The 18028-nt window shown below is 63.3% G+C and carries 16 protein-coding genes; all 16 read left to right on the forward strand.

What is annotated here, in order from left to right; genetic code table 11:
- Nucleotides 1–42 precede the first annotated feature (42 nt).
- The 16 genes from LB535_RS26620 to LB535_RS26695 all read left to right on the forward strand — a co-directional run bounded on the left by LB535_RS26620 (nt 43) and on the right by LB535_RS26695 (nt 17792).
- A complete protein-coding gene (locus LB535_RS26620) occupies nt 43–726 on the forward strand; it encodes an NADH-ubiquinone dehydrogenase (RefSeq protein ID WP_224545457.1) in 684 nt (227 codons plus the stop codon).
- A 74-nt stretch (nt 727–800) separates the two neighbouring features.
- Nucleotides 801–2882, forward strand: a complete 2082-nt coding sequence (gene nuoG / locus LB535_RS26625; RefSeq protein WP_224634290.1) for an NADH-quinone oxidoreductase subunit NuoG — start codon at nt 801–803, stop codon at nt 2880–2882.
- 2 nt (nt 2883–2884) lie between these two features.
- Nucleotides 2885–3928, forward strand: coding sequence for an NADH-quinone oxidoreductase subunit NuoH (gene nuoH, locus LB535_RS26630; RefSeq protein ID WP_095764865.1), 1044 nt, complete (start codon nt 2885–2887; stop codon nt 3926–3928).
- Nucleotides 3928–4419, forward strand: coding sequence for an NADH-quinone oxidoreductase subunit NuoI (gene nuoI, locus LB535_RS26635; RefSeq protein WP_095764866.1), 492 nt, complete (start codon nt 3928–3930; stop codon nt 4417–4419). The genes nuoH and nuoI overlap by 1 nt, the downstream gene beginning before the upstream one ends.
- A gap of 228 nt (nt 4420–4647) precedes the next feature.
- Nucleotides 4648–5268, forward strand: a complete 621-nt coding sequence (locus tag LB535_RS26640) for an NADH-quinone oxidoreductase subunit J (RefSeq protein WP_140545674.1) — start codon at nt 4648–4650, stop codon at nt 5266–5268.
- Nucleotide 5269: 1 nt separating this feature from the next.
- A complete protein-coding gene (gene nuoK / locus LB535_RS26645; protein WP_027168992.1) occupies nt 5270–5578 on the forward strand; it encodes an NADH-quinone oxidoreductase subunit NuoK in 309 nt (102 codons plus the stop codon).
- An 11-nt stretch (nt 5579–5589) separates the two neighbouring features.
- The gene (nuoL, locus tag LB535_RS26650) at nt 5590–7563 is read left to right on the forward strand and encodes an NADH-quinone oxidoreductase subunit L (protein WP_224634291.1); all 1974 of its coding nucleotides are present in this window, start codon (nt 5590–5592) and stop codon (nt 7561–7563) included.
- Nucleotides 7563–9068 carry an NADH-quinone oxidoreductase subunit M gene (locus LB535_RS26655; RefSeq protein ID WP_224600899.1) on the forward strand — a complete coding sequence of 502 codons (1506 nt, stop codon included), beginning with the start codon at nt 7563–7565 and terminating at the stop codon, nt 9066–9068. Before nuoL ends, LB535_RS26655 begins: the two co-directional genes overlap by 1 nt.
- Before the next feature lie 14 nt (nt 9069–9082).
- Complete coding sequence (gene nuoN / locus LB535_RS26660) at nt 9083–10519, forward strand: NADH-quinone oxidoreductase subunit NuoN (protein WP_224634292.1); 1437 nt, start codon at nt 9083–9085, stop codon at nt 10517–10519.
- A gap of 4 nt (nt 10520–10523) precedes the next feature.
- On the forward strand, nt 10524–11345 hold the full coding sequence (locus LB535_RS26665; RefSeq protein WP_224600903.1) for a biotin--[acetyl-CoA-carboxylase] ligase: 822 nt from the start codon (nt 10524–10526) through the stop codon (nt 11343–11345).
- Between the two features lie 96 nt (nt 11346–11441).
- On the forward strand, nt 11442–13112 hold the full coding sequence (locus tag LB535_RS26670) for a ribonuclease J (RefSeq protein ID WP_224634293.1): 1671 nt from the start codon (nt 11442–11444) through the stop codon (nt 13110–13112).
- 128 nt (nt 13113–13240) lie between these two features.
- The gene (gene mce, locus LB535_RS26675; RefSeq protein WP_224634294.1) at nt 13241–13645 is read left to right on the forward strand and encodes a methylmalonyl-CoA epimerase; all 405 of its coding nucleotides are present in this window, start codon (nt 13241–13243) and stop codon (nt 13643–13645) included.
- Nucleotides 13642–13926 carry a DUF1467 family protein gene (locus tag LB535_RS26680; protein WP_224634295.1) on the forward strand — a complete coding sequence of 95 codons (285 nt, stop codon included), beginning with the start codon at nt 13642–13644 and terminating at the stop codon, nt 13924–13926. Before mce ends, LB535_RS26680 begins: the two co-directional genes overlap by 4 nt.
- 574 nt (nt 13927–14500) lie before the next feature.
- Entirely contained in the window at nt 14501–15829 is a 1329-nt protein-coding gene (gene proS / locus LB535_RS26685) for a proline--tRNA ligase (protein ID WP_224634296.1), read from the forward strand.
- Nucleotides 15826–17112: a lipoprotein-releasing ABC transporter permease subunit gene (locus LB535_RS26690; protein WP_140839951.1), complete on the forward strand. Its 1287-nt coding sequence runs from the start codon at nt 15826–15828 to the stop codon at nt 17110–17112. Before proS ends, LB535_RS26690 begins: the two co-directional genes overlap by 4 nt.
- Nucleotides 17109–17792: an ABC transporter ATP-binding protein gene (locus LB535_RS26695; protein ID WP_181164814.1), complete on the forward strand. Its 684-nt coding sequence runs from the start codon at nt 17109–17111 to the stop codon at nt 17790–17792. The genes LB535_RS26690 and LB535_RS26695 overlap by 4 nt, the downstream gene beginning before the upstream one ends.
- Nucleotides 17793–18028 lie beyond the last annotated feature (236 nt).

The raw sequence follows: 18028 nt of genomic DNA on the forward strand, positions 1-18028 counted from the left end.
AAAACTGGGGCGGGCATACGAAGAAACGACCAGGAGATCTCTATGGCGCCGTATTCGATACCCTATCCGTTCGTGCCTGATTTGGACCAACTCGAGAAGATGAACCAGGACCTGACCAAGATGATGCCGAAGGAGATGGCCAGCGCCGTCAACCTTCTGGCGCATCCAGTCGCGGGCGCCGCCGCGATGTCGGCGCTCAGCATCGGTCTGGCCAACCACGCCGTCGGCATGTGGATGGGCGCGTTCACCGGCGCGCTGGAGGCTTCGCAGCGCATGTTCCAGCCTTTCCTCGACGATCTCGAGGCGCAGCATGAAGCGGCCGCCAACGCCTCCAAGGCGCGCAAGGCGACCGAGACGTTGATCGCCAGGGCTCAGACCTTCGCCCAGGATGTGACCGACATAGCGGCGAACGCGACCGAGAAAGCGCTCGACGCGACCGGGGCCGATATTGTCGCCCAACCGGCCGCAACGGGGCTGATGCCTGAGGATTTCAGGCAGCCTAAGGCCGTCGACAAGCCGGCAAATCCGTCGGACCTGAAGGCGATTTCGGGTGTCGGACCGAAGCTGGAAAAGGTGCTCAACGGTCTCGGCATCTGGACCTATGGCCAGATCGCCGCCTGGACCTCGGAAGAGATCGCCTGGGTGGAAGATTACCTGTCGCTCGCCGGCCGTATCGGCCGCGACAACTGGACTGCCCAGGCCGCGGCGCTCGCCGCGAAGAAGTGAATTGAAATGCCGGGCGCGGCTTCAGTCGCGCCCGGAAGGATAGATTGCGGGACATCCGCAGAGGTTTGAGGCGAATGGCAAAGCTAAAGGTCGACGGGAAAGAGATCACGGTACCCGACCATTACACGCTGCTGCAGGCGGCCGAGGACGCCGGCGCGGAAGTGCCGCGCTTCTGCTTCCACGAGCGGCTGTCGATCGCTGGCAATTGCCGCATGTGCCTGATCGAGGTGAAGGGCGGTCCGCCCAAGCCGCAGGCCTCCTGCGCCATGGGCGTGCGCGACCTGCGCCCGGGCCCGAATGGCGAGCCGCCGGAAATCTTCACCAACACGCCGATGGTCAAGAAGGCCCGCGAAGGCGTGATGGAGTTCCTGCTGATCAACCATCCGCTCGATTGCCCGATCTGCGACCAGGGCGGCGAATGCGATCTGCAGGATCAGGCAATGGCCTTCGGCGTCGATTCCTCGCGCTATCATGAGAACAAGCGCGCGGTCGAGGACAAGTATATCGGCCCGCTGGTCAAGACGGTGATGAACCGCTGCATCCATTGCACGCGCTGCGTCCGCTTCACCACCGAGGTCGCCGGCATTTCCGAGCTCGGCCTGATCGGCCGCGGCGAGGATGCCGAGATCACCACCTATCTCGAACAGGCGATGACGTCGGAGTTGCAGGGCAACGTCATCGATTTGTGCCCGGTCGGCGCGCTGACCTCCAAGCCGTTCGCCTTCCAGGCGCGGCCGTGGGAACTGACCAAGACGGAATCGATCGACGTCATGGACGCGGTCGGCTCGGCGATCCGCGTCGACTCCAGAGGCCGTGAAGTGATGCGCATCCTGCCGCGCGTCAACGAGGCGGTGAACGAGGAGTGGATATCCGACAAGACCCGTTTCATCTGGGACGGCCTGCGCACGCAGCGCCTAGACCGCCCTTACGTGCGCAAGAATGGCAGGCTCGTTTCGACAAGCTGGGCGGAAGCCTTCGCCGCGATCAAGGACGAGGTTGCAAAGACCGCGCCCGAGCGGATCGGCGCCATCGCCGGCGATCTCGCCGCGGTCGAGGAAATCTACGCGCTGAAGCTGCTGATGGCCGCGCTCGGCTCGAAGAACATCGACTGCCGCCAGGATGGCGCAGCGCTCGATCCGTCGCTCGGCCGCGCCAGCTATATCTTCAACCCGACCATCGAAGGCATCGAGCGGGCCGATGCGGTGCTGATCATCGGCGCCAATCCGCGCTTCGAGGCCTCGGTGCTCAACGCCCGCATCCGCAAGCGCTGGCGCGTCGGCAATCTGCCGGTCGGCGTCATCGGCGAGATCGGCGATACACGCTACGACTATGAGCTGATCGGCGCCGGCCCGGAATCGCTCAAGGACCTTGCCGACGGCAACGGCAAGTTCTTCGAGGTGCTGAGCAAGGCCACGCATCCGCTGATCATCGTGGGCCAGGGCGCGCTGGCGCGCACCGACGGCGCAGCGGTGCTCGGCCAGGCAGCCAGGCTCGCGGCTGCCGTCAACGCGGTCACAGCCGAGTGGAACGGCTTTGCGGTGCTGCACAACGCAGCGGCAAGAGTCGGCGGCCTCGATGTCGGCTTCGTGCCGGGCGAGGGCGGCAAGAACGTCGCCGGCATGTTGGGCGAGACCGATGTGCTCTTCCTGCTCGGCGCCGACGAGATCGACATGGCCAAGACCGGCGGCGCCTTCGTCGTCTATATCGGCACGCATGGCGATGCCGGCGCGCACCGCGCCAATGTCATCCTGCCGGCCGCGGCCTATACCGAGAAGTCGGGCACCTATGTCAACACGGAAGGCCGTGTGCAGCAGACCAACCGCGCCGGCTTCGCCCCTGGCGAGGCGCGCGAGGACTGGGCGATCCTGCGGGCGCTCTCCGACGTGCTCGGCAAGAAGCTGCCCTTCGATTCGCTGGCGCAGCTGCGTGCCAAACTCTATGGCGAATTCCCGCATCTCGCCCGCATCGACCAGGTGCAGGCGGGCAGCGGCGATGACATCGCCAAAGTGGCGAAGCTCGGCGGCCGGCTTAACAAGGGCACCTTCACCTCGCCGGTGAAGGACTTCTATCTCACCAACCCGATCGCGCGGGCGTCGGCCGTGATGGCCGAATGCTCGGCGCTGGCCAAGAGCGGCTTCAAGCAGGCGGCGGAATAAGCATGGACACCTTCTTCTCCTTCTACGTGCTGCCGACGCTGCTGATCCTGTTGAAGTCGGTCGTGCTGATCGTCGTGCTTCTGATCGGCGTCGCCTATCTGCTTTATGCCGACCGCAAGATCTGGGCGGCGGTGCAATTGCGGCGTGGGCCGAACGTCGTCGGTCCATGGGGAACGCTGCAGGCCTTTGCCGACCTTCTGAAATTCGTTTTCAAGGAGCCGGTGATCCCGTCGGGCGCCAACAAGGGCGTGTTCCTTCTGGCGCCGCTGGTCTCGGCGGTGCTGGCGATTTCGGCCTGGGCTGTCATTCCGGTCAATGAGGGCTGGGCGATCGCCAACATCAATGTCGGCATCCTTTATGTCTTCGCCATCTCCTCGCTCGAGGTCTATGGCGTGATCATGGGCGGCTGGGCATCGAACTCGAAATACCCGTTCCTCGGCGCGCTGCGCTCGGCCGCGCAGATGGTGTCCTACGAAGTCTCGATCGGCTTCGTCATCGTCACCGTGCTGCTCACCGTCGGCTCGCTCAACCTCTCCGACATTGTCATGTCGCAGCAGGACGGTCTCGGCACGCGGCTCGGCCTGCCCAACACCTTCCTCGACTGGCACTGGCTGTCGCTGTTGCCGATGTTCGTGGTGTTCTTCATTTCCGCGCTTGCCGAGACGAACCGTCCGCCCTTCGACCTGGTGGAAGCGGAATCGGAGCTCGTCGCCGGCCACATGGTCGAATATTCGTCGACGCCGTTCCTGCTCTTCTTCCTCGGCGAGTATGTCGCCGTCGTCCTGATGTGCGCGCTGGCGACCATCCTGTTTCTCGGCGGCTGGCTGCCGCCGTTCAACTTCGCGCCCTTCACCTGGATACCTGGGGTGATCTGGTTCGTGCTGAAGATCTGCCTGATGTTCTTCATGTTCTCCATGGTGAAGGCTTTTGTGCCGCGCTACCGCTACGACCAGCTGATGCGGCTGGGCTGGAAAGTCTTCCTGCCGATCTCGCTGTTCATGGTCGTCGCCACCGCGGCCTTCCTCAAGATCACGGGGTTTGCGTGATGTCCGCTCTGGCCCAGGCCGCAAAATCGCTGCTGCTGAAGGATTTCGTCAGCGCCTTCTTCCTGTCGATGCGCCAATTCTTCGCGCCGAAGGAAACGATCAACTATCCGCATGAGAAGGGGCCGATCAGTCCGCGCTTCCGCGGCGAGCATGCGCTGCGCCGCTATCCGAACGGCGAGGAACGCTGCATCGCGTGCAAGCTTTGCGAGGCGATCTGTCCGGCGCAGGCCATCACCATCGAGGCCGGCCCGCGCCGCAATGACGGCACGCGCCGCACCGTGCGCTACGACATCGACATGGTGAAGTGCATCTATTGCGGCTTCTGCCAGGAAGCCTGCCCGGTCGACGCCATCGTCGAAGGGCCGAATTTCGAATTCGCGACCGAGACGCGCGAGGAGCTCTACTACAACAAGGAAAAGCTGCTCGCGAACGGCGATCGCTGGGAGCGGGAGCTGGCGCGCAACATCGCGCTGGATGCGCCCTATAGGTGATTAGCGTGCTTCTCCCTGTTTACGGGAGAAGATGCCGGCAGGCAGATGAGGGGCGGCGCCAGCGTCTGGAAACTTGCTGTGCCCCTTATCCGGCCCTTCGGGCCACCTTCTCCCCGCAAACGGGGAGAAGGAACAAGAAAGTGGACGGCGCAACGTCGTCCGTCTAAGGAACACGCGGTTTCGAACCGGAGGCGGGTCGGAGTCGGAATTTGGAACCCGGGGGAACCCATGCTGAGTGGACTAGAGGCGGCCTTTTTCTACCTCTTCGCCTTTATCGCCGTGGCGTCGGCCTTCATGGTCATTTCGTCGCGCAACCCCGTGCATTCGGTGCTCTTCCTGATCCTCACCTTCTTCAACGCCGCGGGTCTGTTCATGCTGACCGGCGCCGAGTTCCTGGCGATGATCCTGCTGGTCGTCTATGTCGGCGCGGTTATGGTGCTGTTCCTGTTCGTCGTCATGATGCTCGACGTCGACTTTGCCGAGATGAAAGAGGGCGCGCTGCAATACGCGCCGATCGGCGCGCTGGTCGGGCTGATCCTGGCGGCGGAGCTGATCGTCGTGCTCGGCGGCTACACATTTGCGCCGCAGCTCGCCTCGACGGTCGCCAAGGCGACGCCGGATCTCGCCACGCGCTCCAACACGGCGGCGCTCGGCGACATCCTCTACACGGACTACCTCTATTATTTCCAGATTTCCGGCCTTGTGCTGCTGGTCGCCATGATCGGCGCCATCGTCTTGACGCTGCGCCATAAGGAAGGCGTCAAGCGGCAGTCGATCGCCGCGCAGGTCGCCCGCACGCCGGCGACGGGCATGGAAATCCGCAAGGTCAAATCGGGCGAGGGCATCTGAGATGGTCGTCGGCATTGCACACTACCTGACGGTATCGGCGATCCTGTTCACGCTCGGCGTGTTCGGCATCTTCCTGAACCGCCGCAACATCATCGTCATCCTGATGTCGATCGAGCTCATCCTGCTTGCGGTCAACATCAACTTCGTCGCTTTCTCGGCGGCGCTGCATGACCTTGTCGGACAGGTCTTTGCCCTGTTCGTGCTGACGGTCGCAGCCGCTGAAGCCGCGATCGGACTTGCCATTCTTGTCGTCTTCTTCCGCAACCGCGGCTCGATCGCGGTCGAAGACGTGAGCGCGATGAAGGGTTGACGGGAACCATCATGTATCAGGCTATCGTCTTCCTTCCGCTGCTCGGCTTCCTGATCGTCGGCCTGTTCGGCAATTCGCTCGGCGCCAAGGCTTCCGAATACATCACCTCCGGCTTCCTGGTGATCGCGGCGGTGCTGTCGTGGGTTGCCTTCTTCACCGTCGGCTTCGGCCATGGCGAGGTGTTCACCGTGCCGGTGCTGCGCTGGATCCAGTCGGGCGGCATCGACGCCTCCTGGGCGCTCAGGATCGACACGCTGACGGTGGTTATGCTGGTCGTCGTCAACACCGTGTCGGCGCTGGTCCATATCTACTCGATCGGCTACATGCACTACGATCCGAACCGGCCGCGTTTCTTCGCCTATCTGTCGCTGTTCACCTTCGCGATGCTGATGCTGGTGACGGCCGACAACCTCATCCAGATGTTCTTCGGCTGGGAGGGCGTCGGTCTCGCCTCGTATCTGCTGATCGGCTTCTGGTACAAGAAGCCGTCGGCCAATGCCGCCGCCATCAAGGCTTTTGTCGTCAACCGCGTCGGCGACTTCGGCTTCGCGCTCGGCATCTTCGGCGTGTTCGTGCTGTTCGGTTCGGTCAATCTGAGCACCGTGTTCGCCAATGCCGCATCCTTCCTGCCGGCCGAAGGCGCGCCGGCGGGTGCTGCCGTGCTCACCTTCCTCGGCCAAGCGCTCGACAAGCAGACGGCGCTGACGGTGGTCTGCCTGCTGCTCTTCATGGGCGCCATGGGCAAGTCGGCGCAGGTGCCGCTGCACACTTGGCTGCCGGACGCGATGGAAGGCCCGACGCCGGTCTCCGCGCTCATCCACGCGGCGACCATGGTGACCGCCGGCGTGTTCATGCTGGCGAGGCTTTCGCCGCTGTTCGAGCTTTCGCATTCGGCGCTGACCGTCGTCACTTTCATCGGCGCATTCACCGCCTTCTTCGCGGCGACCGTCGGCCTCGTCCAGAACGACATCAAGCGCGTCATCGCCTATTCGACCTGCTCGCAGCTCGGCTACATGTTCGTGGCGCTAGGCGTCGGCGCTTATGGCGCGGCGATCTTCCACCTTTTCACGCACGCCTTCTTCAAGGCGCTGCTGTTTCTCGGCTCCGGCTCGGTCATCCATGCCGTGTCCGACGAGCAGGACATGCGCAAGATGGGCGGCCTGCGCAGGCTGATCCCGGCGACCTACTGGATGATGATCGTCGGCACGCTGGCGCTGACCGGCGTCGGCATTCCGGCAACGGTGATCGGCACTGCCGGCTTCTTCTCCAAGGACGCCATCATCGCGACCTCCTTCGCCAGCCACAATGCGGTCGCCGGCTTCGCCTTTATCCTGCTGGTGGTCGCCGCCTGCTTCACCAGCTTCTATTCCTGGCGACTGATCTTCATGACCTTCCACGGCGAGCCGCGCGCCAGCCATGAGGTCATGCACCATGTCCACGAATCGCCGCCGGTGATGCTGGTGCCGCTCTATGTGCTGGCCGCCGGCGCGCTGTTTGCCGGTATCATCTTCCACGGCGCCTTCATCGGCGAGGGTTACGCCGAATTCTGGAAGGCTTCGCTGTTCACGCTGCCGGAAAACCACATCCTGCATGAGATCCATGAATTGCCGCTCTGGGTAGAGCTCGCCCCGTTCGTCGCCATGCTGATCGGCCTCGCGGTGGCCTGGAAATTCTATATTCGCTCGCCGGAACTTCCCCGAAGCGTCGCCGCCAATCATCGCCTGCTTTATGGGTTCCTGCTCAACAAGTGGTATTTCGACGAGCTCTACGACTTCCTGTTCGTGCGGCCGGCGAAGCGCCTCGGCAGGTTCCTGTGGAAGACCGGAGACGGCGCCGTCATCGACGGCCTCGGCCCCGACGGCATCTCGGCGCGCGTCGTCGACGTCACCAACAGGGTCGTCAAGCTGCAGACCGGCTATCTCTATCACTATGCCTTCGCCATGCTGATCGGCGTGGCCGCTCTCGTCACCTGGATGATGCTCTGATGACCGACTGGCCAATCCTCTCGCTGGTCACCTTCCTGCCGCTGGTTGGTGTTCTGCTCATCCTATTCATCAGCGACGACAGCGAAAACGCGCGCCGCAACATCCGCGCCATCGCATTCATCACGACGGCGTTCACCTTCGTGATCTCGCTGTTCATCTGGACGGGCTTCGACAATTCGCAGGCCGGCTTCCAGTTCGTCGAGAAGCACGCCTGGCTGGATTCGGGCATTTCCTACCACATGGGCGTCGACGGCATCTCGATGCTGTTCGTCATCCTGACCACCTTCCTGATGCCGCTTTGCATACTGGCCTCCTGGGATGCGATCGAGAAGCGGGTCAAGGCCTATATGATCGCCTTCCTGATCCTCGAGACGCTGATGATCGGCGTGTTCTGCGCGCTCGACATCGTGCTGTTCTACGTCTTCTTCGAGGCTGGCCTGATTCCGATGTTCATCATCATCGGCGTCTGGGGCGGCAAGCGGCGCGTCTATGCCTCGTTCAAGTTCTTCCTCTACACGCTCGCCGGCTCGGTGCTGATGCTGCTCGCCATCATGGCGATGTTCTTCCAGTCGGGCACCACCGACATTCCGACGCTTCTGACGCATAATTTCCCGGCCAACATGCAGACTTGGCTGTGGCTCGCCTTCTTCGCCTCCTTCGCGGTGAAGATGCCGATGTGGCCGGTGCATACCTGGCTGCCGGACGCCCACGTCGAGGCGCCGACCGCCGGTTCGGTGATCCTGGCCGGCATCCTGCTGAAGATGGGCGGGTACGGCTTCCTGCGCTTCTCGCTGCCGATGTTCCCGGAGGCGTCGGCGATGTTCGCGCCGCTGGTGTTCACGCTCTCGGTCGTCGCCATCATCTACACCTCGCTGGTGGCGCTGATGCAGGAGGACATGAAGAAGCTGATCGCCTATTCGTCGGTCGCCCATATGGGCTTCGTCACCATGGGCATCTTCGCGATGAACCAGGAAGGCGTGCAGGGCGCGATCTTCCAGATGCTCAGCCACGGCCTCGTCTCGGGCGCGCTGTTCCTGTGCGTCGGCGTCATCTACGACCGCATGCATACGCGCGAGATCGATGCCTATGGCGGTCTGGTCAACAACATGCCGAAATACGCCACCGTGTTCATGATCTTCACCATGGCCAATGTCGGCCTTCCCGGCACCAGCGGCTTCGTCGGCGAGTTCCTGACCATGCTCGGCGTGTTCAAGGTCAACACCTGGGTGGCGTTCTTCGCCGCCACCGGCGTCATCCTGTCGGCGGCCTACGCGCTGTGGCTCTATCGCCGGGTGATCTTCGGCGCGCTGACCAAGGACAGCCTGAAAAACCTGCTCGACCTTTCGCCGCGTGAGAAGGCGATCGTCTACCCGCTGGTGGTGCTGGTCATCTTCTTCGGCGTCTACCCGGCGCCGGTGTTCGACGCGACGGCCCAGTCGGTCAAGACGCTCGTCACCAACGTCACCGCATCCATCAATTCCGCGCAGACCGCGGCGGCGAACTGACTGGGGAATAGACCATGACGCCGGACCTTCTCTCCAGCCTTTCGCTCTCGACGCCGGAACTGATCCTCGCCGTCGGTGCGCTGGCGCTCCTGATGATCGGGGCCTATTCGCGCTCCAACAGCACCATGACCGTGACCGGCCTGGCCGTCCTCGTGCTGGTGGTGGCCGGACTGTGGCTTGCCTTCGCCGGCGGGCAGGGCTCAGCCTATGGCGGCGCCTTCGTGCAGGATGCCTTCAGCGCCTTCATGAAGATGCTGGCGCTGATCGGCTCAGCGGTGACGCTGGTCATGTCGATGCGCTTCGCGCGCCAGGAACATTTCGACAAGTTCGAATTCCCGGTGCTGGTGCTGCTCTGCACGCTGGGCATGATGTTGATGATCTCGGCCAACGGCATGATAGGGCTTTATCTCGGGCTCGAGCTGCAGTCGCTGGCGATCTATGTGCTGGCGGCGATCAACCGCGACAATCTGCGCTCGACCGAAGCCGGCCTGAAATACTTCGTCCTCGGCGCGCTGTCGTCGGGCATGCTGCTCTACGGCATCAGCCTCGTTTACGGCTACACCGGCAATACCGGTTTCCAGGAAATCGCGACGGCGCTTGGCAGCGGCGAGCGCCAGCTCGGCCTCGTCTTCGGCCTGGTGTTCGTGTTGGCAGGCCTCGCCTTCAAGATCTCGGCCGTGCCGTTCCATATGTGGACGCCGGACGTCTATGAGGGGGCGCCGACGCCGATCACCGCGTTCCTGGCAGCCGCCCCGAAGATGGCGGCGATGGCGCTGATCGTGCGCGTCACCATGGGCGCCTTCAAGCCGATTGCCTCGGACTGGCAGCAGATCGTCGTCTTCATCTCGATCGCCTCGATGGCGCTTGGCGCTTTCGCGGCCATCGGCCAGACCAACATCAAGCGCCTGATGGCCTATTCCTCGATCGGCCATATGGGCTACGCGCTGGTCGGCCTTGCCGCCAACAGCCAGGCCGGCGTGCGCGGCGTCGCCATCTACATGCTGATCTATCTGGTGATGACGCTCGGCACTTTCGCCTTCATCCTCGCCATGCGGCGCAAGGAAGGCAATGTCGAGCAGATCAGCGATCTTTCCGGTCTCGCCTCGACCAACCCGATCATGGCCACAATCCTCACAATCCTGATGTTCTCGCTGGCCGGCATTCCGCCGCTCGCCGGCTTCTGGGGGAAGTGGTACGTGTTCCTCGCCGCCATTAACGCGCATCTCTACGCGCTGGCGATTATCGGCGTGCTGGCCTCGGTGGTGGGCGCCTATTATTACCTGCGCATCATCAAGATCATGTGGTTCGACGAGCCGGTCGGCGGCTTCGTGCCGATGGCCAGCGAGCTGCGCCTCGTGCTCGGCGTCAGCGGCGCCTTCGTGCTGTTCTATGTGCTGATCGGCGGGCCGATCGGCAATTATGCCGAAGCCGCTGCGAAGACCTTCTTCTGACGGGATGGCATTTCGGCTGGCTCCAACCGCGGCGTCGGAGGGGTTCCGGCTCGAGGCGCATGACAGCGTCGGCTCGACCAACGCGCTGGCGCTGGAACACGCGCGCGCCGGCGATCCCGGCAAGCTCTGGGTCGTTTCGAAGAAGCAGGAGAGCGGCCGCGGCCGGCGTGGCCGCGCCTGGGCAACGCCAGAAGGCAATCTCGCGGCGACGCTGCTTCTGGTTCCGGGCGGCGAGCTCCGGCTTGCCGCGACGCTCGGCTTCGTCGCGGGGCTTGCGCTGGCCGACGCGCTCGACGCCGTCGTGCCGAAGGGCCGGATCGCCGTCGCCGTCGACGGCGCGAGCCAGGGCCGCAACCGCTTCGAATTGAAATGGCCGAACGACGTGCTGGCGTCGGGCGCCAAGCTTGCTGGCATCCTGTTGGAATCGGCGATGCTCGATGGCGGCCGCTTTGCCGTCGCCATCGGTATCGGCGTCAATGTCGTGGCTTACCCTGAGGATTTGCCTTATCCGGCGACGTCGCTGCAGGCGCTGGGCGCGACTTGCGATGCCGAAACGCTGTTCCTGGCGCTTTCGGATGCCTGGAGCGAGTATGCCAGGCTGTGGGATGACGGGCGCGGGCTCGATGCTATCAGGAAGCGCTGGCTTGCCCGCGCGGCAGGGCTCGGCGGCGAGGTTGCTGTCAGAATTGACGGCAATGTGGTGCGCGGCGTCTTCGAAACCATTGACGAGGACTGCCGTTTTGTGATCCGCGACGATGAGGGATCGGTTCTGACGATCGCGGCCGGCGACGTGCATTTCGGCGCGGTCGCCTCGGCCCGGGTATAATTTTGTTTTTGTGCAATTCCGGACGAAAAGCTGTGACACGCTTTTCCCGAAATTGCGCCAACGACTTGGCCAAAGCGGCCAGGAAGGAAAGAATTGATGGCGAATAGAGAAAACGCCGAGCTCGTCTTCGCGCCGCTGGGCGGCGTCGGCGAGATCGGCATGAACTTCGCCCTTTACGGCTATGGGCCCGCCGACGCGCGCGAATGGATCATCGTCGATGTCGGCGTCACCTTTCCGGACTCGGCACATCCCGGCGTTGATCTCATCCTGCCCGATACGCGTTTCATCGAGGAGAATATCGACGGCCTGCGCGGCATCGTCATCACCCATGCGCATGAGGATCATTACGGGGCGCTGCTCGATATCTGGCCGAAGCTTAAAGTCCCGGTCTGGATGACGCCGTTCACCGCCGGCCTGCTCGAGGCCAAGCGGCAGGGCGAGCAGGGCGCGCCGAAGATCCCGGCGTCGATCTACCGGGCAGGCGAGAAATTCACCATCGGACCTTTCGAGATCGAGGCCATTCCAGTGGCGCATTCGATTCCCGAGCCGATGTCGCTGGCGATCACCACACCCGCCGGCACCGTGATCCACACCGGCGACTGGAAGATAGACCCGGCGCCGACGATCGGCCCGAAGACCGACGAGGCGCGTTTCCGCGCCTATGGCGACAAGGGCGTGCTGGCGCTGATCTGCGATTCCACCAACGCGCTGAGGGAAGGGGAGTCGCCGTCGGAAGTCGCTGTCGGCGAAGGCCTCAAGGGTGTCATCGAGAGCGCGAAGGGGCGCGTCGCGGTCACGACCTTCTCCTCCAATGTCGGGCGTATCGTCTCGATCGCCAAGGCGGCACGCGATGCCGGCCGGCAATGCCTTGTGCTCGGCCGATCGCTGAAGCGTGTTATCGATGTGGCGGGCGAGCTCGGCTACATGGACGGGCTGCCGGAGTTCATCGCCGAGGAGGACTATGGCTATATCCCGCGCGAGAACCTGGTGATCATCTGCACCGGCAGCCAGGGCGAGCCGCTGGCGGCGCTGGCAAAGCTTTCACGCGACGAGATGAAGTCGGTGGCGCTGACGGCCGGCGACACGGTGGTGTTTTCCTCGCGCACCATTCCCGGCAACGAAAAGGGAATTCTCGAGATCAAGAACCGGCTGATCGATCTCGGCATGAAGATCATCGAGGACGGCGACGCGCTGGTGCATGTCTCCGGCCACCCGCGCCGCAGCGAATTGCGCAAGATGTATGAATGGGTGCGGCCACAGATCGGCGTCCCCGTGCATGGCGAGGCGGCGCATCTGGTGGCGCAGGGCTCGCTGATGTCGATGTCGGGCATCGGCCAGGTGGCGCAGGTGCGCGACGGCGACATGCTGAGGCTCTGGCCAGGGCCGGCGACGATCATCGATCAGGTGCCGTTCGGGCGGCTCTACAAGGATGGCTCGCTGATCGGCACCGACCAGGCGATGGGCATACGCGACCGTCGCAAGCTTTCCTTCGCCGGGCATGTCGCGGTCAATGTCGTGCTCGACGACAAATATGAGCTTGCCGGCGACCCCGACCTGGTGGCGATCGGCGTCGCCGAAGCGGATGCCCGCGGCGAGACGCTGGAGGATCTGATGCTCGATGCGGCAATCGGCGCGGTGGACTCCATTCCGCGTCAGCGCCGAAAAGACCTCGACCTGGTGCAGGAGGCGGTGCGCCGCGCAGTGCGCGGCGCCGCCAACGAAGCCTGGGGCAAGAAGCCGCTGGTGACGGTGTTCGTCACGCGGTGACGAACAAGGGAGTAGGGGAGTAAGGCAGTAGGGCAGTAGGGAAAAGGCGATAGATTTGTATACGCCGAGATTTTTTCCCTACTCCCTTACTGCCCTACTCCCTTAGTCCCCTAAAAGCGGAGCGCTTTATGCTTGGACGCCTGAACCATGTCGCGCTTGCTGTGCCGGATCTGGCCGCGGCAATGGCCGCCTATCGCGATACGCTGGGCGCGCGAGTGGGCGAGCCGCAGGCGCTGCCGGAGCATGGCGTGACCGTGGCGTTCATCGATGTCGGCAACACCAAGATCGAGCTGCTGGAGCCGCTGGGCGAGACGTCGCCCATAGCGGCATTCTTGGAGAAGAACCCTTCGGGCGGCATGCATCACGTCTGCTATGAGGTCGACGATATCATGGCTGCCCGCGACCATTTGAAGGTAAGCGGCGCGCGTGTGCTTGGCGACGGCAATCCGAAGATCGGCGCGCATGGCAAGCCGGTGCTGTTCCTGCATCCCAAGGATTTCTTCGGCACGCTGGTCGAACTGGAGCAGGCATGAATTGGATACTGTTCGCCGCGCTGTTCTTCGTCACCTGGTGGCTGGTGCTGTTCGTTGTTCTTCCGTTCAGCCTGCGCACCCAGGACGACGACCAGGATGTCACGCTTGGCACCGTTTCCAGCGCACCGCGCGGCCCGCACATGCTGCGCGCCTTCGTTCGCGCGACGATCGTAACGGTGGTCGTGATGGGCATTCTCTACGGCCTGACGATGGGCCTGGGATTCAGCTTCGACGATATCATGCGTTTCATGCCGGACTTCACGCCAGACGCCAGTCACTGAGACCGTCATTATAGTTTCCGCAAGTAATGAGCAGCATACGCGCGCCAAGGTTGAATTCGGAAGCCGGCTTCCGAATTCGGCGGCCAACCGTGGCTGACGCCGTTTGGCAGATGATCGCGCTAAGCAGATGATTGCACAAAAAAAATGCAAGGCACAAGGCCTTGCAATTTAAACGCGTCCGATCCGTTTCCGGTGTCCGGCGGCAGCGAGTTACCGCGCCTAGATCGCATCCTCCCAAGACTTTGACCGCGTAGGAGAGCAGATTTTTCTCCGCCCTCTCGGTTATCGGCGCACACTAGACCAAGGCAGGTGAAAATGTCACGAAGAATTTTGCCTCGAAACAGGCAATATCGTGCTGCACTGCACAATAGTGCGGCAGGGCTTGCTTGTGAATCGATCAAAAAGCCATTTGCGGCACTTTGCAGCCAAAATCGCCTTTTTGGTAAGGTGCAGAAGGCCCGATACTTTGGGGCACTCGGGTTTCCATTCGGCCATGAAATGGCTATGAAGCCCGGGCAAGCAGCCTCGGTTGCGCCGATTCCCCGCGCCGCCATTTTCACTCACGGACCAGTCCATGCGTTTGTCGCGCTATTTCCTGCCCATTCTCAAAGAAAATCCCCGCGAGGCCGAGATCGTCTCGCACCGGCTGATGCTGCGCGCCGGCATGATCCGCCAGCAGGGGCAGGGCAGCTTTTCGTGGCTGCCATTGGGCAAGCGCGTGCTGGACAAGGTCTGCCAGATCATCCGCGAGGAACAGAACCGCGCCGGCGCGCTGGAAATCCTGATGCCGACCATCCAGTCGGCGGATCTGTGGCGCGAAAGCGGCCGTTACAACGACTACGGCAAGGAGATGCTGCGCATCAAGGACCGCCAGGACCGCGACATGCTCTACGGGCCGACCAACGAAGAGATGGTCACCGAGATTTTTCGCGCCTATGTGAAGTCCTACAAGGACCTGCCGCTCAACCTCTACCATATCCAGTGGAAGTTCCGCGACGAGGTGCGCCCTCGCTTCGGCGTCATGCGCAGCAGAGAGTTCCTGATGAAGGACGCCTATTCGTTCGATCTCGATTTCGAGGGCGCCAAGGCCGCCTACAACCGCATGTTCGTCTCCTACCTCAGGACCTTCACACGCATGGGCCTGCAGGCCATTCCGATGCGCGCCGACACCGGTCCGATCGGCGGCGACCTCAGCCATGAGTTCATCATCCTGGCCGAGACCGGTGAGAGCCAGGTGTTCTGCGACCGCGCTTATTTGACGCTCGACGTGCCGGGCGCCGGCACCAACTTCTCCGACGATGCAGAGATCGGCGACATCGTGAAGAAGTGGACGACGCCTTATGCCGCCACCGACGAGATGCATGACGAGGCGGCCTGGGCGAACGTTCCGCCAAGCGAGCAGGTCTCGGCGCGCGGCATAGAGGTCGGCCACATCTTCCACTTCGGCGAGAAATACTCCAAGCCGATGAACGCCAAGGTGACCGGCCCCGACGGCAAGGACCATTACGCCTCGGGCGGCTCCTACGGCATCGGTCCGTCGCGCCTGGTCGCGGCGATCATCGAGGCCAGCCATGACGAGAACGGCATCATCTGGCCGGAAGCGGTGGCGCCCTTCGATATCGGCCTGATCAACATGAAGGTCGGCGACGGCGAATGCGACCGCGTCTGCGCCGAGCTCTATGCGGCGCTTAACGCAGCCGGCAAGGACGTGCTTTATGACGACACCGATCAGCGTCCCGGCGGCAAATTCGCCACCGCCGACCTGATTGGCCTGCCCTGGCAGGTGATCGTCGGTCCGCGCGGCGTGGCCGCCGGCGAGATCGAGATCAAGAACCGCAGGTCGGGCGAGCGCGAGACGCTGCCGATCGCCGAGGCCAAGAAACGCCTGGGTATCGCCGCATGAACGAGGCGGCGGCAGCGGCCAGGTCAGCGGCGGGCGCTTTCTCCGGCTTCGAGCGCATGGTGGCGTGGCGCTATCTGCGATCGCGCCGCAAGGAGACGGTGATCTCGGTCATCGCCTCGATCTCCTTTCTCGGCATCATGCTCGGAGTCGCGACGTTGATCGTCGTCATGGCCGTGATGAACGGTTTCCGCGCCGAATTGCTGACCCGCATCCTCGGCGTCAACGGCCATCTCATCGTGCAGCCGCTCGATTCGCCGCTGGAGGACTACGCCCAGGTGGCGAGCCGCATCAACGGTGTTTCGGGCGTCAAATACGCCATCCCGCTGATCGACGGCCAGGTCCTGGCGCAAGGCAATGTCGGCGGCGGCACGGGCGCCCTGGTGCGCGGCATCCGCGGCGAGGACCTCGGCAAGATTTCGATCGTCGCCAGCAACATCAAGCAGGGCACGCTCGACGGTTTCGACACCGGCGACGGCGTGGCGATCGGCAAGCGCATGGCCGAAAGCCTCGGGCTAGTGCTCGGCGACACCATCACGCTGATCTCGCCGGACGGCGATGTGACGCCGCTCGGCACCACGCCGCGCATGAAGGGCTACAAGGTGGCGGCGATCTTCGAGGTCGGCATGTCGGAATATGACAGCTCGATCGTCTACATGCCGTTCTCGGAAGCGCAGCTCTATTTCAACATGGACGGGCGAGCCCAGACCATCGAGATCTATGTCGACAATCCCGACAATGTCGACGCGCTGAAGCCGCTGGTCGAGCAGGCGGCGCAGCGGCCGGTCGACCTCGTCGACTGGCGCCAGCGCAACGAGACCTTCTTCTCGGCGCTGCAGGTCGAGCGCAACGTCATGTTCATGATTCTCACGCTGATCGTGCTGGTGGCGGCGCTCAACATCATTTCCGGCCTCATCATGCTGGTGAAGGACAAGGGCCACGACATCGCCATCCTGCGCACGATGGGCGCCTCGCGCGGCGCGATCCTGCGCATCTTCCTGATGACGGGCGCGGCGATCGGCGTCACCGGCACGATCGCCGGCGTGCTGCTCGGCGTCGTCATCTGCCTCAACATCGAATCGATCCGCCAGTTCTTCTCCTGGATGACCGGCAGGATCCTGTTCAATCCCGAGCTCTATTTCCTCAGCCAGCTGCCGGCAAAGATGGATCCGCGCGAGACCACCTATGTCGTCATCATGGCGCTTGGCCTGTCGTTCCTCGCGACGGTGTTCCCGGCCTGGCGGGCCGCCCGGCTCGATCCCGTCGAAGCCTTGAGGTACGAATGATGGCCGAGGCCATTATCGAGTTGAAGGGCGTCGAGCGGCACTATGTCCAGGGGCCGCGCAAGCTCACCATTTTGAATGGCGCCGACTTTTCGCTCAGGCGCGGCGAGATGGTGGCGCTGGTGGCGCCGTCGGGCACCGGCAAGTCGACGCTTTTGCACACGGCGGGGCTGCTGGAGCGGCCCGACGCGGGCGACGTGATCCTCGCCGGCCGTGCGTGCGGCCGGCTGTCGGACGAGGAGCGCACCGCGATCCGCCGCAACGATGTCGGCTTCGTTTATCAATTCCATCATTTGCTGCCGGAGTTCTCCGCGCTCGAGAACATCATGATGCCGCAGCTGATCAAGGGGCTCGGCCGCAAGGAAGCATCCGAGCGCGCGGCGCAGCTCCTCGACTATATGCAGATCGGCAAGCGCGCGCAGCACCGGCCGGCCGAGCTTTCCGGCGGCGAGCAGCAGCGCGTCGCCATTGCCCGCGCCGTCGCCAACGCGCCGCTGGTGCTGCTGGCCGACGAGCCGACCGGCAATCTCGATCCGGTCACCGCCTCCTATGTGTTCGATGCGCTGGAGGCGCTGGTCAGGCAATCGGGCCTCGCGGCGCTGATCGCCACCCACAACCATGAGCTCGCCGGACGCATGGACCGGCGCGTGACGTTGGCCGAGGGTAAGGTCGTGCCGCTATAGGCCCAATGTCGTCATCCTAGGGCAAAGCTCCGCGAAGCGGAGCGAAGACCCTAGGATCCATTCCGTTACCTCTGCCGAAGAATGCGACGCCGCAGAGGGGGCAGAGGGTGGCTTTTAGAAGCCTTGTTCCGCACCGTAGCGAAGCATCAATCTCACGGAATGGCAACTGTGTTCACGCGAATGCGGTTTTGTCGCGAATGATAGCGTTGAGGACGACCAGGAGCTTCCTTGCGACG

The organism is Mesorhizobium sp. CA10 (assembly GCF_020165285.1).
Lineage (GTDB): Bacteria > Pseudomonadota > Alphaproteobacteria > Rhizobiales > Rhizobiaceae > Mesorhizobium.

Excerpts from the sequence above, each read along its gene's own strand:
- LB535_RS26620 (WP_224545457.1), top strand. The coding sequence starts at position 43 with ATGGCGCCGTATTCGATACCCTATCCGTTCGTGCCTGATTTGGACCAA.
- nuoG (WP_224634290.1), top strand. The coding sequence starts at position 801 with ATGGCAAAGCTAAAGGTCGACGGGAAAGAGATCACGGTACCCGACCAT.
- nuoH (WP_095764865.1), top strand. The coding sequence starts at position 2,885 with ATGGACACCTTCTTCTCCTTCTACGTGCTGCCGACGCTGCTGATCCTG.
- nuoI (WP_095764866.1), top strand. The coding sequence starts at position 3,928 with ATGTCCGCTCTGGCCCAGGCCGCAAAATCGCTGCTGCTGAAGGATTTC.
- LB535_RS26640 (WP_140545674.1), top strand. The coding sequence starts at position 4,648 with ATGCTGAGTGGACTAGAGGCGGCCTTTTTCTACCTCTTCGCCTTTATC.
- nuoK (WP_027168992.1), top strand. The coding sequence starts at position 5,270 with ATGGTCGTCGGCATTGCACACTACCTGACGGTATCGGCGATCCTGTTC.
- nuoL (WP_224634291.1), top strand. The coding sequence starts at position 5,590 with ATGTATCAGGCTATCGTCTTCCTTCCGCTGCTCGGCTTCCTGATCGTC.
- LB535_RS26655 (WP_224600899.1), top strand. The coding sequence starts at position 7,563 with ATGACCGACTGGCCAATCCTCTCGCTGGTCACCTTCCTGCCGCTGGTT.
- nuoN (WP_224634292.1), top strand. The coding sequence starts at position 9,083 with ATGACGCCGGACCTTCTCTCCAGCCTTTCGCTCTCGACGCCGGAACTG.
- LB535_RS26665 (WP_224600903.1), top strand. The coding sequence starts at position 10,524 with ATGGCATTTCGGCTGGCTCCAACCGCGGCGTCGGAGGGGTTCCGGCTC.
- LB535_RS26670 (WP_224634293.1), top strand. The coding sequence starts at position 11,442 with ATGGCGAATAGAGAAAACGCCGAGCTCGTCTTCGCGCCGCTGGGCGGC.
- mce (WP_224634294.1), top strand. The coding sequence starts at position 13,241 with ATGCTTGGACGCCTGAACCATGTCGCGCTTGCTGTGCCGGATCTGGCC.
- LB535_RS26680 (WP_224634295.1), top strand. The coding sequence starts at position 13,642 with ATGAATTGGATACTGTTCGCCGCGCTGTTCTTCGTCACCTGGTGGCTG.
- proS (WP_224634296.1), top strand. The coding sequence starts at position 14,501 with ATGCGTTTGTCGCGCTATTTCCTGCCCATTCTCAAAGAAAATCCCCGC.
- LB535_RS26690 (WP_140839951.1), top strand. The coding sequence starts at position 15,826 with ATGAACGAGGCGGCGGCAGCGGCCAGGTCAGCGGCGGGCGCTTTCTCC.
- LB535_RS26695 (WP_181164814.1), top strand. The coding sequence starts at position 17,109 with ATGATGGCCGAGGCCATTATCGAGTTGAAGGGCGTCGAGCGGCACTAT.